Genomic DNA, 14,013 nt, shown 5'->3' on the forward strand with positions numbered 1-14,013 from the left:
AGCGTTTTTGCGCCCTGTCGGGCCGGATGTAGAGGGGAACGACCCCGTGAAGCGTTGGCCCTTGGCAGTGGCCGCCGTCCTGGTGATGCTCCTCTTCGTGGGCTACGGCTCCCGGCCTGTCGTGTTCATCGGAAAGGGCGGCCCGGAGTTCCCGCACTCTTCGGCGGGGCCGGCCGCGTCGATCCTGAACGGCGGCTCGCACGCGCCGTTCACGGAGCAGCGGACGACGCTGGCGGGTGGCACCAAGATCGGTATGACGACGTACCGGGGGAAGAAGTCCGGCTTCACGGGCAAGGTCTGGGTGTGGGCGCCGCCGCAGTACTACGACGCGAAGTACGCGAAGAGCGAGTTCCCGGTGCTGATCGCGCTGCCGGGCAGCTACGGCTATCCGTACAACTACTGGATCCGCGGGGATCTGGGGCTGCAGGAGGATGTGGCGCGGTGGACGGCGCAGGGCAGCAGCCTGCCGTTCATCGTGGTCATGCCGGTGATGAATCCGGGGCCGCACTACCACGACTGCAGTGACATACCGGGGCAGCAGAAGATGGGCACCTGGCTGACGAGCGACGTCCCGGATCTGGTCCGGCAGAATTTCCGTACGTTCAAGGACCGCGACGGGTGGGCCTTCATGGGTTCGTCCTCGGGCGGTTTCTGCGCGCTGAAGAGCGTGCTCCAGCACCCGGAGACGTTCAAGGCGGCCATAGTGAGCGGCCCCGACATCGTGCCGGACTCCTCGCTGTGGCGCGGTCATCTCCAGGAGAAGCAGGCGAACAACCCGCAGGTGCTGGCGCAGCGGCTGATCGACCGGCGCGGGCCGGCGGTCTATCTCGCCTTCCAGGTCGGGACGGAGGAGAGCCGCGGGGAGATGGCGAAGGTCAAGCAGTTCATCGCGGGGTACGGGCACGGCCCGGTCAACACCCGCCTTCAGACCATCGTGGGCGGCCGTCACGACGGGCTCTCCTACCTGCGGGGCATGGGGCAGGGCTCCATGAAGTGGATCAGCGACCATCTGCGGGGCCCGACGCCGTCGGCGTGACGACGGCCCTCCCGGTGACGACGGCCCTCCCGCGGCGCGGCGTGGGCCTTCCGTCCGGCTAGCGCCGGAAGGCGAGGATGCGCCGGATCAGTGCGGTGGCCCGCCAGTACGCGTCCAGGGCGTATCCGACGGCGGCGGCGAGCATCAGCACGGGCGGGGCGAAGGGCTTGGCGGTGAGCTGACGGCCGGTCGCCATCGTGCTGGATGTCGGAAATGTTGCCATATTTCGGAACGGTAGCGACTGGTCCGGCCCATGTCCTGCCAGACGCACCCGAACGTCGTCAATGCATTCCGATGGACGTTACTCGCTGCGTGAGGCCAGATATGCCTTCGCTTTCACCAGCGCGGCCGCACGGGCGCCGAACGTCACGGATTCCCCGGGCCCGGAGATGTTCACCCGCATTCCGCCGTCCGGGTTCCGTTCCAGCGAGACGACGTCCTTGGGCGCGAAGGTCCACCCGTCGATCTCCAGCTCGGAAACGCCCGTGAACGACAGGAACATCTCGAATGCGTTGAGCCCTTTCTCCGTCCATTCGGGCAGCGGCCGGTCGGGCAGCCGGTCCAGTTCGAACCCGAGCGTGACGCCGGCATCCCGTTCGTCGATGTGGAGATAGAACAGGCCGCAGTCCGCCAGATCCGGGGCCGACGCGAAGAGATCCGTGACGGGACCGGGATCGGTGAGGAGCTCGGGCCAGTCAGACGCGCTCATAGAAAGTCTTCTCCCAGACGTCGGGGACGGTGGTCCAGCGGAACTGGTCGGTCCTGCCGACGAAATGCTGCTTCGCCGCGTCCACTCCGTCGTCGGACCGGCGGAACGCGCTCAGGTGCCCCACCGTGAGGGAATCGCTGCTGGTGAACGCCAACTCCGCGCCGTCGCCGCGCAGCCCGACCCGGATCCGCCGATTCTCCCGCTCCTCGATCACCACGTTCGCGGTCACCGGAGGGCGCCAGCCGTGCATGACGACATCCGCCACGGCGAGGAACCGCAGCTGGCACTGGAAGGTGTCGCATCCGGCGGCCACCCACTCGGGCAGCGGGGTGTGCGCAAACTCCGGCAGATCGAAGCGCAGCGTCAGCGTCGGCCCCCGCCGGTTCAGGTGCACCGAACGCACCGCGATGGATTCCAGCGGGGGGACCGGAGCGTAGAACGCCTCCAGCGCCGGCCTATTCACCAGGAGGCTTTCCCAGGCTCGGGTCATAGTAGTAATGCTCCTCACATCCGGGAAGCTGCCCGTTCCGTGGTTCGTCGGCGGGCCTGACGTGTACGTGCGGCTCCTGGCGGCCGGGATCGCCCGGCTCCCGGTGACCGGTGTGGTGGTCCTGGAATGTGATCAGGTCACCGGATTCGGTGAGGTGGTCCTCTTCCCTGAAGTAGATCGCGTTGTGTTCCGCGTCGAACAGTTGCGGACTGCCCTGCCATTCCGGGCCCGTCGAGGGTACCCATTCCCGCACTTCCCAGGGTTCCTGACCCTCGGGAACTCCCGCATCCCGCAATGCCTTGGCCTTCACCTCGGCATAGCTGGGCACCGGATCGCCGCACTGGAGGCCGAGCGGGTCGATCCAGGTCAGCGGATTGCTGATGTAGGCGTGGTGGTTCGGGGCGGGGGCCAGACCCAGCGGGTCGGGGCTCAGATAGGCGGCGGTCTCGGGGGAGTAGTACCGGAAGAGGTTGTAGTGCAACCCCGTCTCGTCGTCGTGGTACTGCCCCGGAAAGCGCAGCGGGCAGTCCGCCGCGGCACCGGAGTCGGAGACCGGCGCACCCCACAGGGTCGTGCGGTGCCGCCAGGCGATGGAGCCGTCGGGGTCGACGAGCTCGGTGGGCGTACCGACCACATCGGTGACGATGGCGTAGAAGCGCGCGTCGATGTCCGACTGGGGAGCGTCCGCGGCATCCGCCGGCAGCGAGCGCTCCGTCTGCGAGAGGACCCGGTGGGAGCCCGGGGCCCAGTCCCAGGTCGTCGTCCGGCCGTCCTGCGTCCGTTCGGCCAGCCGGCTGCCGTCCCAGCAGAAGTCGGTCTGCTCCAGGACGGTGCCGTCCGCCCCGAGCCGCTGCTTGGCGATCCGGCGGCCGAGCGCGTCGTACAGGTAGTGCCAGTGGCTGCCGTCGGGTGTGACGACATCGGTGAGCCGGTCGTCGGCCGACCAGGTGTAGTGCCAGTCGCGGCCGCCGCCGGACAGCAGCTTGACCCGGCGGCGGACGACGCGTCCCTGGTCGTCGTAGGCGTAGTGGGTGCGGCCGGCGCGCCGGATCAGGGTGCCGGTGACGGCGCGTTCTCCCGAGCTGTCCGGGGTGGCGGTGTCGTCGAGCCCGGCGTGGGTGACGTTGCCCGAACTGTCGTACGCGTAGCTCTCCGTCCAGCTGTCGGACCGTACGGCCGTCACCCGGCCGACCGCGTCCAGCTCGTACCGGCTGTCGCCCGAGTGGAGATCCTCCACCGCGGTGACGTAGCCGTCGGCCCGGTAGCTGTAGACCCGGCGCTGGAGCACCTGGGCCGGGTCGTGGACGTCGGAGCCGCCGATCCCCGCAACGCCGGTCGTGACCGTCTGCTCCGCCAGCCGGCGATTGCCGTCCCAGCTCTGGACGAGGGTGGCGGAGCCGCCCAGCCGGCGTTCGACCTCATGGCCTTCGGCGTCGTAGGTGAAGTCGAGCGTGCGCCCGGCGGTGCTCAGCGCGGTGGGCCGGCCGTCGGGCCGCCAGCTCCAGCTGCTGTCCAGGCCGGACGGCGTCCGGCGGCCGGTGCGGCGGCCCAGCGCGTCGTACGTGTTCGCCAGCGTCCGGCCGTTGCAGGACTCGGCGAGCAGCCGGCCTGCCGCGTCCCGCTCCATCGTGACGTCGGCGTCGGCGTTTACGGCCCGCAGGACCCGCCCGGCGGCGTCGTAGGCGAAGGACGTGACGGAGCCGCCGTGCTCCCGGCCCACGACGCGGCCCATGACGTCCCTGGTGAAGCGGATGGTCTGGCCGGAACCGTTGGTGCGCTCGACCAGCTGCCCCGCCTCGTCGTGGCGGTAGCTGAGCGTGCGGCCGTTGAAGTCGTTCTCACGGACGAGCCGGCCCGCCGGGTCGTACTCGTAGTCCCACGTCAGACCCTCCGCGTTCGCGACGGAGAGCAGCCGGAGCTCGGTGTCGTAGGCGAACCGCAGGGTGGTGCCGTCCGGGGCGGTGCGGGCCGAACGCAGCGCGAAGTGGGTGGAGTCGAAGCGCGTGATGCCGCCCGAGGCGTCACGGTGCTCGATCAGCTGCCCCTCCTCGTCGTACGTCCAGCTCTCGTCGGCACCGTCGGGGAAGGTGCGCCAGGACGGCTTCCCGTCGGCGGTCCAGCCGATCCGGGTGACGGCCTCTCCGGTGGCCCCGGCGGTCCGGTTGCCCGCGGTGGTCCCCGTGGTCTCGGCCACCTCGATCACCCGGCCGCAGAAGTCACGGGTGAAGCGCGTGACGGCACCGGCCGGATCCGCCAGCTCCACGACCAGGCCCGTCGCGTCGGCCCTGCTGTACCGGGTGTTGCCCGCCGGATCGGTCACCGCCGTCAGATGGCCGCGCGCGTCGTAGTCGTAGCGCTGGACGCCGCCCTGCGGATCGGTGGTCGTCAGCAGATTCCCGCGGTCGTCCCAGGTGTGCTCCCAGCGGGCACCGCCGGGGTAGAGGCTCGCGACCGGGCGGTTCAGCTCGTTGTAGCGGAACGAGACGGAGGTCCCGTCGGCGCGGACGACCGAGGTCAGATTGCCGATCTCGTCGTACGTGCGCCGGTTGGTGCGGCCGAGCGGGTCGGTACTGGCCAGCAGGCGGTTGTGCGCGTCCCATTCGCTGTGCGTGGCGCGGCCGAGCGGATCGGTCCTCGACGTGAGCTGGAGACGTTCGTTGTAGCGGTAGACGGTGGTCCGGCCGAGGGAGTCCGTGTAGGAGGTGGCACGAGCCTCGGGATCGTAGGCGATCGTGCAGTCGAGGAAGCCGTCCGCTCCCTCACCGCGGACGCAGCGGTCGGCCTCGTCGTACTCGAAGCGGTACCAGCTGTCGTTGCGGTCGATCCACCGGGTGATGCGGTGACCGGAGTCGTACTCCAGGTGCAGGGAACGGCCGGATGCGTTGACGACCTCGGTGAGGTCGCCCGCCGTGCTGTACCGGAAGCTGCGCAGCGGCGGATCCGACGCGGCGGGCCCCTGTTCCGTGCCGCTCCCGTCGGCGTCCTGGTCCATCCCGCCGTGCGGGCCGACCGGGTTCGCGGGGCGCAGCGCGGTGATGCGGCCCTGACTGGTGTCGATGGTCAGGTGGTAGCCGCCGGAGTGGCGGATCGCGGTGGGGGTGCCGTCGTCGGCGCGGTCGAACTCGATGCGATGGCCGTTGCGGTCGGATATGGCGCGCAGTGGCAGGGTGAAGCGGGCTTCGGGGGCGGGGGTCGCGACGGGGGCGAAGTGGCGCGTGTGGCCGGCCACCGGATCGGTGATGCGGATGGCGGATCCGGGTGTGCCGTCCCACTCCAGCGGCCAGCGCGGTCCCTGGGTGGGGAGCACGGCGACACCGGGCCCGGGGACGGGGTAGACCAGGATCATGCCGTCCTCGGCGGCGAACGTGATGCCCGTGCCGTCCGCTTCCAGCCGCTGGTCGATCGTCGAGGCCCAACTGGGCCCGAACCAACCGCCGGACCGGTAGCTGGACAGGTGGGTCCGCTTGAGGCTGAGCGGCAGCAGGCCCGGCAGCTCGACGTCCCGCTCCTGCCGGAGCATCTCACCGGTGATCATGTCGATCGGGTCACCGTTCAGGCACTTGCCGTCGGCCTGCCGGCCCGCCTTGGCCTCGTCCGCCGCGCCCTTGCGCAGCGAGGCGAAGCCGTCCTTGAGGTCCTTCCCGGCCTGCCGTATCGCACCCGCGCCCTTGCGGACGCCGTTGGCGAGGTTCTCCAGCGCCTTGCCGCTCTTGAGGAGCGCGGGCAGGCTCTTGGCCATCTTGAGCAGGCCGCCGGCGGTGGTCAGGCCCTTGAAGCCGGGTATGCAGTCCATCGCGGCGAACAGCACGTCCCACAACGACGCTTTGCCCTGGGCGTATTTGACGAGGGTGTCGGCGAGGACGACGAGGGCGGCGGCCAGCACGATCCAGGCCAGCGGCCCGCCGATGATCATCACCAGGATGCCGAGGACGGCGACGATGACCTTGCAGACCGCGACGATCTCGTCCCAGTGGTCGGCGACCCAGTCGACCGCCTTCTCCCACCAGTGCTTGTTCTTGATCCCCGCGTCCGACGCTTCGTGCAGGGCGTGTTCGGCGGTGCTCGCGGCGGTGTCCCGCAGGTGAGCTGCCTGCGCGGCCAGTTCCTTGGCCGCGTCCAAGCGCTGCTGCGCGTCGTGGACGGCGGTGTTCGCGGACCTCTGCGCGTTCGAGGCGTCCAACGCGTTACGGGTCGCGGTCCGGACCTCCTCGGCGGACGGCGGCTCCGCGCCGGGCTTGGGGTCGGCCTGGTACTCCTTGGACTTGTCCCCGGCCCGCTTCACCCAGTCGTTCGCGTTCGTCTGGGTCGTCTTGGCGGCATCCAGGTCCTGCCGGGCGGTGCGGCCCTGGGCCAGCGCCCGGTCCGCGTCCGACTGCGCCGTCTCCAACTTCGGCCAGTACGTGCCCAACGCCCCCGAGGCCAGCCGGTAGGACTTCTCCAACTTCTCCAGCTCGCCCGGCAGATCACCGAACTGCTCCCGGTAGGCGTCACCCGACAGACCCGCCCAGTCCTGCACCGCGTTGTTGCCGCTCAGCCCGCGCACCGAGCGCAGTGCGGAGGACACGTCGTCGGCGAAATCGCCCAGCTTGCGGGCGAGTTCCTTCACCTCGTACGGATCGCCCGGAACCGGATCGCGGTCCAGATCCAGGACGTGCCAATCCGTCGGACGATTCGTCATTCCGTGCCCCCCGTGCGTTGCCGACTCCCCGTGATTCTTTCACTTCGGTCACTTGCGTCACGGAGGGCCTCAGTGTTCACAGCAGGTAGGGACGCCGTCGGGCTCCGGCCGGTTGCGGGGTGTTACGCGGCGGGCGGGGTGAGGAGGGTGCGCAGATCGACGATCTCGTAGCCGCGGGCGCGGACGGCGTCGATGATCAGCGGGAGGGCCTGGGCGTCGAGGATGGTGCTGCGGCCGTTGGGGTCGCCGACGTGCATCTGGACGATCTCGCCCGGTGTCAGGGCGTCCAACGCGCGGGTGACGGCCTTCTGCACGGTCATCCCGCCCGCGGTCCCGAGGTAGCCGTTGGTGTCGGCGGCCCACTCGATGTCCGCGAAGCCCTCCGCGTTGACCTCGGCGACCTGCTGCGAGGTGGTCTCGCCGTAGGGGAACCGGAAGAACGGCAGCGGCGCCGTCCCGATCGCCTTGCGAAGGGCCTGGTCGGCGAGTTGCACCTCGCGCTCCCGCCCCTGGCACGTCAGATCGCCGAAGTGCGGGTGGCTGTAGCTGTGGCTGGCGACGCCGTGCCCGGCCGCCACCATCGACCGGGCCGCGGCCGGGTGCTGTTCGGCGAACTGCCCGGTCAGGAAGAACGTGGCCGGCGCCTTGTAGTCGCTCAGCACCTTCAGGACCGTGTCCAGCCCCGTCTCGTCCCAGGCCGCGTTGAACGTCAGCGCGACCACCTGGCGCTGGGTGGGCATCGTGCGGATCGCCTGACCGAGGACGTTCGCCGGCAGCGCGGTCGTCGCGGTCGCGGCCGACGGGCATACGGCCGCGGGCGCAGCGGCCGCCGCGACGGCTGCCACGATGCCGGGCGGGTCGGGCCGCTCGGAGGGAGCCAGCCCGGTTGCGGGGACGGCGGCCGACGCGACGATCGCCGCCATGGCGGCGATCGTGGTCAGCACTCGACCGATGATCCGGGGCGGCTGAAAGCTCGGGGGAGCGGTGCGCTGGTTCATATCGCGGCAGCGTAGGAGCGCCCGGCGCCGCGAGCGGGGCGGCGCGAGCCACGTGGTCCGTCGTTCGCCGGGGTGGCCCATCCCGGGCGCACAGGACCGATACCGAGACGGCAGATCGGCAACGATGTCGCCGATTACGCCCTACTTGTGACCTGGTGGGCGGAAACCTGCAGTGGCACGAACACGCATCTGCACATTGGGGAAGCTCTGCGCAAAGCGGGCAGCCCGACCCGGTTCGGCGCCCGACCGGAACGCGGAGCTCTCCCGGCATCTCGCCTTCGACCAGCGCTTCCGCCGCCGACGGCGGCCTGCGCGGAACCCGCCCGGGCGGGCATATTCACCGCGAAGGTGCCCCTTCGGGCCTCTTGGCGACACCGGGTGAAGCGGGAGGGTCAGGGCCAGACCAGGCAGTACAGCTGGTGGCCGGCCTCGTGGCAGCGAGAGGCGAAACCCTGCCATTCATGGAGCATCTGGTAGATGACGAAGGCATCTCGGGGGCCGCGGCGGTCCGGGACGGTGGACCAGATGAAGGCGGCGGCGCCGAGTTCTTCTTCGCCGGCCTTGCGGAGGGGTTCCACCACGCTCATGGGGAGCTTGACGACGGCGTAGTCGGGGTGGAGGACGACGAGTTCCAGCGGCGGGACCTTGGCCGGGGGTATGCCCTCGATGCCGGTGAGCACCATGGCGGCCATGGTCTCCGGCTTGACCTTGGTGTACATGCCGTTGCCGAGCTCATCGCCGCCGAGCTCCTCGGGGCGCATGGAGATCGGGACCCGGGCGGCTGTGGCGCCATCGGGTGCCCCGAAGTACTTGTAGGTCACCCCCACTCGGCCACCCCTGCTCCCACTCTCCGCGGCTGCTCTGCGATCGCGATCGGCGGACCGACGACGCCTGCCGGTAGGCCGGGCGTGTTGGGGCTCGTGGTCGCCCGTTCCCTCGCCCAGTTCGCCACCGCGCTGCATTTCACTACCCGACCATTCACAGACCCAACCGCGCAACCCGATCATCGTCTCAGATGCCGGGTCGAGACCTTCGCTCGCAACGCCCGGCGTTTGAGAGCATGTGCCTGTGAGCTATCCGTACGAAGCCCCAGTTTCGCAGGTTCTGTTCGACCGAGCTGCCGCCGTGACGCCCGGAGGTGTGAACTCCCCGGTCCGCGCCTTCCGCGCCGTGGGCGGTACGCCCCGGTTCATGGTGTCCGGGAAGGGTCCGTACCTGACGGACGCCGACGGCAGGGAGTATGTCGACCTCGTGTGCTCGTGGGGTCCGATGATCCTCGGCCACGCACATCCGGAGGTGATCGGCGCCGTCCAGGAGGCGGTGACGCGCGGTACGTCCTTCGGCACGCCCGGTGAGGGGGAGGTGCTGCTGGGCGAGGAGATCGTGGCGCGGATCGGCCCGGTGGAGCAGGTGCGCCTGGTGTCGTCCGGGACCGAGGCGACGATGTCCGCGATCCGCCTGGCGCGCGGCTTCACGGGCCGCGCCAAGGTGGTGAAGTTCGCCGGTTGCTACCACGGTCATGTGGACGCGCTGCTGGCCTCGGCCGGTTCCGGGGTCGCCACGTTCGGGTTGCCGGACACGCCCGGGGTGACGGGCGCGCAGGCCGGCGACACGATCGTGCTGCCGTACAACGATCTTGAGGCCGTGCGAGCGGCGTTCGCCGCGCACCCGGGCGAGATCGCCTGTGTGATCACCGAGGCGTCGCCCGGCAACATGGGCGTGGTGCCGCCGGCGGCGGGCTTCAACGCCGGGCTGAAGAGCCTGTGCGCGGAGAACGGCGCGCTGTACATCTCCGACGAGGTGATGACGGGCTTCCGCGTCTCGAAGGCCGGCTGGTACGGGCTCGACGGTGTCGAGCCGGACCTGATGACCTTCGGCAAGGTCATGGGCGGCGGCTTCCCGGCCGCCGCGTTCGGTGGCCGCGCGGACGTCATGGGCCACCTCGCACCGGCCGGCCCGGTCTACCAGGCGGGCACCCTGTCGGGTAACCCGGTGGCCACGGCGGCCGGCCTGGCGCAGCTGCGGCTCTGCGACGACGCGGTGTACGCGACGGTGGACGCGGTGTCCGAGCGGGTGTCGTCGCTGGTCAGCGAGGCGCTCACCAAGGAGGGCGTCGCGCACCGGCTGCAGAAGGCCGGGAACATGTTCTCGGTGTTCTTCACCGACGAGCAGGTGACCAACTACGACGAGGCGAAGCGGCAGCAGGCATTCCGCTTCACCGGGTTCTTCCACTCGATGCTGGCGCAGGGCGTCTACCTGCCGCCGTCGGCCTTCGAGTCCTGGTTCGTGTCGGCGGCGCACGACGACGCGGCGATCGAGCGCATCGCCGCGGCGCTGCCCGCCGCGGCGCGCGCCGCGGCCGAGGCGACGGAATGAACCGGGACGACGGAATGATGAGCGGCATGACTGACGACACAGAGATCACCGTTGTCCACCTGATGCGGCACGGCGAGGTGGAGAACCCGTCCGGCGTGCTCTACGGGCGGCTGCCCGGCTACCACCTGTCCGAGCTGGGCCGGAAGATGGCCGACCGGGTCGGCGAGCACCTGGCGGGCCGCGACATCACCCATGTGGTGTCGTCCCCGCTGGAGCGGGCGCAGGAGACGGCGGTGCCGATCGCGGCGCCGCACGGGCTGGAGATCGTGTCGGACCCGCGGCTGATCGAGGCGGAGAACGTCTTCCAGGGAAAGACCTTCGGGGTCGGCGACGGGGCGTTGAAGAACCCGTCGAACTGGAAGCACCTCACCAACCCGTTCAAGCCGAGCTGGGGCGAGCCGTACGTCGACCAGGTCGTGCGGATGATGGCGGCGCTCGGCGCGGCCCGGGACGCGGCGCGCGGGCACGAGGCGGTCTGCGTCAGCCACCAGTTGCCGATCTGGATCACCCGCAGCTTCGTCGAACGGCGCCGGCTGTGGCACGACCCGCGCAAGCGGCAGTGCACTCTCGCCAGTGTGACGAGTTTCACGTACCAGGGCGACAAGATCGTGTCGGTCGGGTACGCGGAACCGGCCCGCGATCTGGTGCCCTCGCATCTGCTGGCGGGCGCGAAGCCCGTGAAGGGCGGATCGAAGGGCTTCGGAGCCTAGGTCGCGTCGTCAACGTCGGGTCCGGCCGATGACGCTCCCTCGGTCGAGGGTCTGGTCATCCGCCGGGTCGGCCTGTTGGATTGACCGGAAGGGTCGGTCCAATGGGTCAATCCGGTGCTCCTTGGGGTCCTTGCGTGCGCCAATTGAGTTAACGGGCGGGATTTTTCTGACTTTTCGGTAACCGTACGGCTGTGACAGCCGTCCTGGATGGTGACCACTTTTTTCGTCATCGCCATCCATGAGGCCCGAGAAATGGGGATGTACATGCGCGCCATGACCCGCAGGAGTCTGCTCACCGCCACCGCCGGCGTCGCGGCCGGTGCGGCTGCCGGATGCTCCTCCGGGGGCGACGGTGGCAACACCGGTGGCGCGACCAAGCCGGGGACGGCCACCGGCCAGAAGGAGCCCGAGAAAACGGTTCAGCTGATCGGGGACGGCTCCACCGCCAACACCGGACCCCAGCCGGGCCAGCCGAAGGCGGAGCGCCTGGAGCCGGGGCAGACGCCGCCCCAATTCGTGATCTTCTCGTGGGACGGCGCGGGCGAGGTCGGTAACGGCCTGTTCCCGCGCTTCCGCAAGCTCGCCAAGGACCACGGCGCGTCGATGACGTTCTTCCTGTCCGGGCTGTACCTGCTGCCGGAGTCGAAGAAGCGGCTCTACGACCCGCCCAACAACAACCTGGGCGCGTCGGACATCGGCTACCTCACCGACGAGCACGTCAAGATGACGCTGGACAACATCCGTGAGGCCTGGAGCGAGGGCCACGAGATCGGCACGCACTTCAACGGGCACTTCTGCTCGGGCCACGGCACGGTCGGGAACTGGACGCCCACCCAGTGGCAGAGCGAGATCGACCAGGCCAAGTCGTTCGTCAAGAACTGGAAGACCAACACCGGGCTCAAGGACGAGGCCCCGCTGCCGTTCGACTACGACAAGGAACTCATCGGCGCCCGCACGCCGTGCCTGCTCGGCCAGGACAACCTGCTGCCGACCGCCCGCAAGCTCGGTTGGCGCTACGACGCGAGCTCGCCGGGCGGGCGGCAGGTGTGGCCCGTCAAGCGTGGCGGGCTCTGGGACCTGCCGCTGCAGCTCATCCCGTTCCCCGGCCACTCCTTCGAGGTCCTCTCAATGGACTACAACATGCTCGCGAACCAGTCGAAGAACGCCACGCAGAGCGACCCGAGCAACTACCCGGGCTGGCAGCGGCAGGCCACCGCCTCGTACATCGCGGGCTTCCAGCGGGCCTACGAGACCAACCGCGCGCCCTTCTACGTCGGCAACCACTTCGAGAAGTGGAACGGCGGGATCTACATGAACGCCGTCGAGGAGGCGTTCAAGCACATCGCGGGCCAGGAGAAGAAGGACGTCCGGCTGGTCTCCTTCCGGCAGTACGTGGACTGGCTCGACGCGCAGGACCCGAAGGTGCTGGGGAAGCTGCGCCGGCTGGACGTCGGCCAGAAGCCGACGGGCGGCTGGGCGTCGTACCTGGCGGCGGACGCGCCCGGTTCCCCGGCCACCGCGACGACGACGTCCGCCCTGTAGGCCGGCCCGGTCGAGGGCGACCGCTTCCGCTACCTGATCCTTACTTGGGGCAATTGCCGCTTTTGGCGTCGGTGTCGGGGGCGCGAAAGATCGCCGGACGACGCATGCGAAACTTTTCACATGAGTCCTACGCGCGCTCTCCGACGCCGCCCGCTCCGCAGTGCCGTGGCACTGGCCGGGGTCGCCGTGTCGGCGCTGGCGCTCTCGGCCTGCTCCGGCAGCGGCACGGCCTCCGGCGGCAGCGGCACCAACTTCGTCGGCGGCTCGGGTGAGATCTCCAGGGTGGCCAAGGCCGACCGGCTCGCCGCCCCCGCCATCTCCGGGGAGTCGGTCGACGGCAAGCCGCTGAACCTCGCCGACTACAAGGGCAAGGTGGTCGTCCTCAACGTCTGGGGCTCCTGGTGCGACCCCTGCCGGGCCGAGGCTCCGCACCTGGTCAAGGTGGCCAACGCCACCAAGGCCGAGGGCGTCGAGTTCCTCGGGATCAACACGCGCGAGTCCGCGAAGGTCAACGCGAACGGGTTCGAGACGCAGTTCGACGTCCCGTACCCGAGCTTCTACGACCCGAACGGGAAGCTCATGCTGAAGTTCCCCAAGGGCAGCCTCAACCCGCAGGGCATTCCGAACACCCTGATCATCGACCGGGACGGCAAGATCGCCGTGCGGATCCTCAAGGCCGTCGGCGAGGACAGCCTGCGCCAGGCGCTGGACCCGATCGTCGCGGAGAAGTGACGTGACCGAAACGGTCTCCTCCGGGGCGCTGCTCCTCGCGATCCCGATCGCGATGCTCGGCGGCCTGGTCTCGTTCTTCTCGCCGTGCGTCCTTCCGCTGGTGCCCGGCTACCTCTCCTACGTGACCGGCACCTCCGGCGCGGACCTCGCGGAGGCCAGGCGCGGTCGGATGGTCGCCGGCGCCTCGCTGTTCGTCCTCGGCTTCACCGCGGTCTTCGTCTCCGGCGGGGCGCTCTTCGGCTACTTCGGGCTGCGGCTGCAGGAGCACAAGGAGATCATTTCCCAGGTCCTCGGCGTCGCCACGATCCTCATGGGCCTCGCGTTCATGGGGATACTGGGCGGCCTGACGCAGCGTGACTTCCGCTTCCACCGCAAGCCCACGATGGGGCTGGTCGGCGCGCCCCTGCTCGGCGTGCTCTTCGGCGTCGGCTGGGCGCCGTGCGTCGGCCCGACGCTGGGCGCCGTCCAGGCGCTGGCGTTCAACGAGGCGAGCGCGGGGCGCGGGGCGCTGCTCACCGTCTTCTACTGCGTGGGCCTCGGCCTGCCGTTCATCGTCGCCGCGGTGGCGTTCCGCCGCGTACTGGGCGCGTTCGGCTGGGTCAAGCGCCACTATGTGTGGGTCATGCGGATCGGCGGCGGCATGCTCGTCGCGGTCGGCCTGCTGCTGCTCACCGGCGTGTGGGACGACATGGTCTTCTCCATGCAGAGCTGGTCCGCCAACTTCACCCCTGGGGTCTGATTC

Annotated in this window: 12 protein-coding genes; 6 read left to right on the forward strand and 6 right to left on the reverse strand. The window is 69.8% G+C overall.

Annotation, left to right across the window (positions count from 1 at the left end; translation table 11 throughout):
* The first annotated feature begins 46 nt into the window (after window positions 1-46).
* The gene (locus tag AC07DC_RS19305) at window positions 47-1,036 is read left to right on the forward strand and encodes an alpha/beta hydrolase (protein ID WP_478915636.1); all 990 of its coding nucleotides are present in this window, start codon (window positions 47-49) and stop codon (window positions 1,034-1,036) included.
* Between the two features lie 58 nt (window positions 1,037-1,094).
* Here the strand turns inward: AC07DC_RS19305 and AC07DC_RS19310 are convergent, their stop codons facing one another.
* The 6 genes from AC07DC_RS19310 to AC07DC_RS19335 all read right to left on the reverse strand — a co-directional run bounded on the left by AC07DC_RS19310 (window position 1,095) and on the right by AC07DC_RS19335 (window position 8,873).
* Window positions 1,095-1,259, reverse strand: coding sequence for a hypothetical protein (locus AC07DC_RS19310; protein ID WP_478915637.1), 165 nt, complete (start codon window positions 1,257-1,259; stop codon window positions 1,095-1,097).
* Between the two features lie 78 nt (window positions 1,260-1,337).
* Window positions 1,338-1,745: an Imm50 family immunity protein gene (locus tag AC07DC_RS19315; protein WP_478915638.1), complete on the reverse strand. Its 408-nt coding sequence runs from the start codon at window positions 1,743-1,745 to the stop codon at window positions 1,338-1,340.
* Window positions 1,732-2,235 carry an Imm50 family immunity protein gene (locus tag AC07DC_RS19320; protein WP_478915639.1) on the reverse strand — a complete coding sequence of 168 codons (504 nt, stop codon included), beginning with the start codon at window positions 2,233-2,235 and terminating at the stop codon, window positions 1,732-1,734. The genes AC07DC_RS19315 and AC07DC_RS19320 overlap by 14 nt, the downstream gene beginning before the upstream one ends.
* Window positions 2,201-6,913, reverse strand: a complete 4,713-nt coding sequence (locus tag AC07DC_RS19325; RefSeq protein WP_478915640.1) for a DUF6531 domain-containing protein — start codon at window positions 6,911-6,913, stop codon at window positions 2,201-2,203. The genes AC07DC_RS19320 and AC07DC_RS19325 overlap by 35 nt, the downstream gene beginning before the upstream one ends.
* Window positions 6,914-7,035: 122 nt before the next feature.
* A complete protein-coding gene (locus AC07DC_RS19330) occupies window positions 7,036-7,911 on the reverse strand; it encodes a polysaccharide deacetylase family protein (protein WP_478915641.1) in 876 nt (291 codons plus the stop codon).
* Between the two features lie 392 nt (window positions 7,912-8,303).
* Window positions 8,304-8,873 (reverse strand): hypothetical protein, encoded by a 570-nt coding sequence (locus tag AC07DC_RS19335; RefSeq protein ID WP_187144975.1) that lies wholly within the window; start codon window positions 8,871-8,873, stop codon window positions 8,304-8,306.
* 106 nt (window positions 8,874-8,979) lie between these two features.
* Between AC07DC_RS19335 and hemL the strand changes: the two genes are divergently transcribed.
* The 5 genes from hemL (at window position 8,980) to AC07DC_RS19360 (ending at window position 14,010) form a co-directional block, all read left to right on the forward strand.
* On the forward strand, window positions 8,980-10,287 hold the full coding sequence (hemL, locus tag AC07DC_RS19340; protein ID WP_478915642.1) for a glutamate-1-semialdehyde 2,1-aminomutase: 1,308 nt from the start codon (window positions 8,980-8,982) through the stop codon (window positions 10,285-10,287).
* Window positions 10,288-10,313: 26 nt separating this feature from the next.
* Window positions 10,314-10,997, forward strand: coding sequence for a histidine phosphatase family protein (locus tag AC07DC_RS19345; protein WP_478915643.1), 684 nt, complete (start codon window positions 10,314-10,316; stop codon window positions 10,995-10,997).
* Window positions 10,998-11,261: 264 nt separating this feature from the next.
* Entirely contained in the window at window positions 11,262-12,539 is a 1,278-nt protein-coding gene (locus AC07DC_RS19350; RefSeq protein WP_478915969.1) for a polysaccharide deacetylase family protein, read from the forward strand.
* 120 nt (window positions 12,540-12,659) lie between these two features.
* Window positions 12,660-13,271, forward strand: coding sequence for a TlpA family protein disulfide reductase (locus AC07DC_RS19355; RefSeq protein ID WP_478915644.1), 612 nt, complete (start codon window positions 12,660-12,662; stop codon window positions 13,269-13,271).
* Window position 13,272: 1 nt separating this feature from the next.
* Window positions 13,273-14,010: a cytochrome c biogenesis CcdA family protein gene (locus AC07DC_RS19360; RefSeq protein WP_478915645.1), complete on the forward strand. Its 738-nt coding sequence runs from the start codon at window positions 13,273-13,275 to the stop codon at window positions 14,008-14,010.
* Window positions 14,011-14,013 lie beyond the last annotated feature (3 nt).

Source organism: Streptomyces sp. NPDC045021, assembly GCF_056432645.1.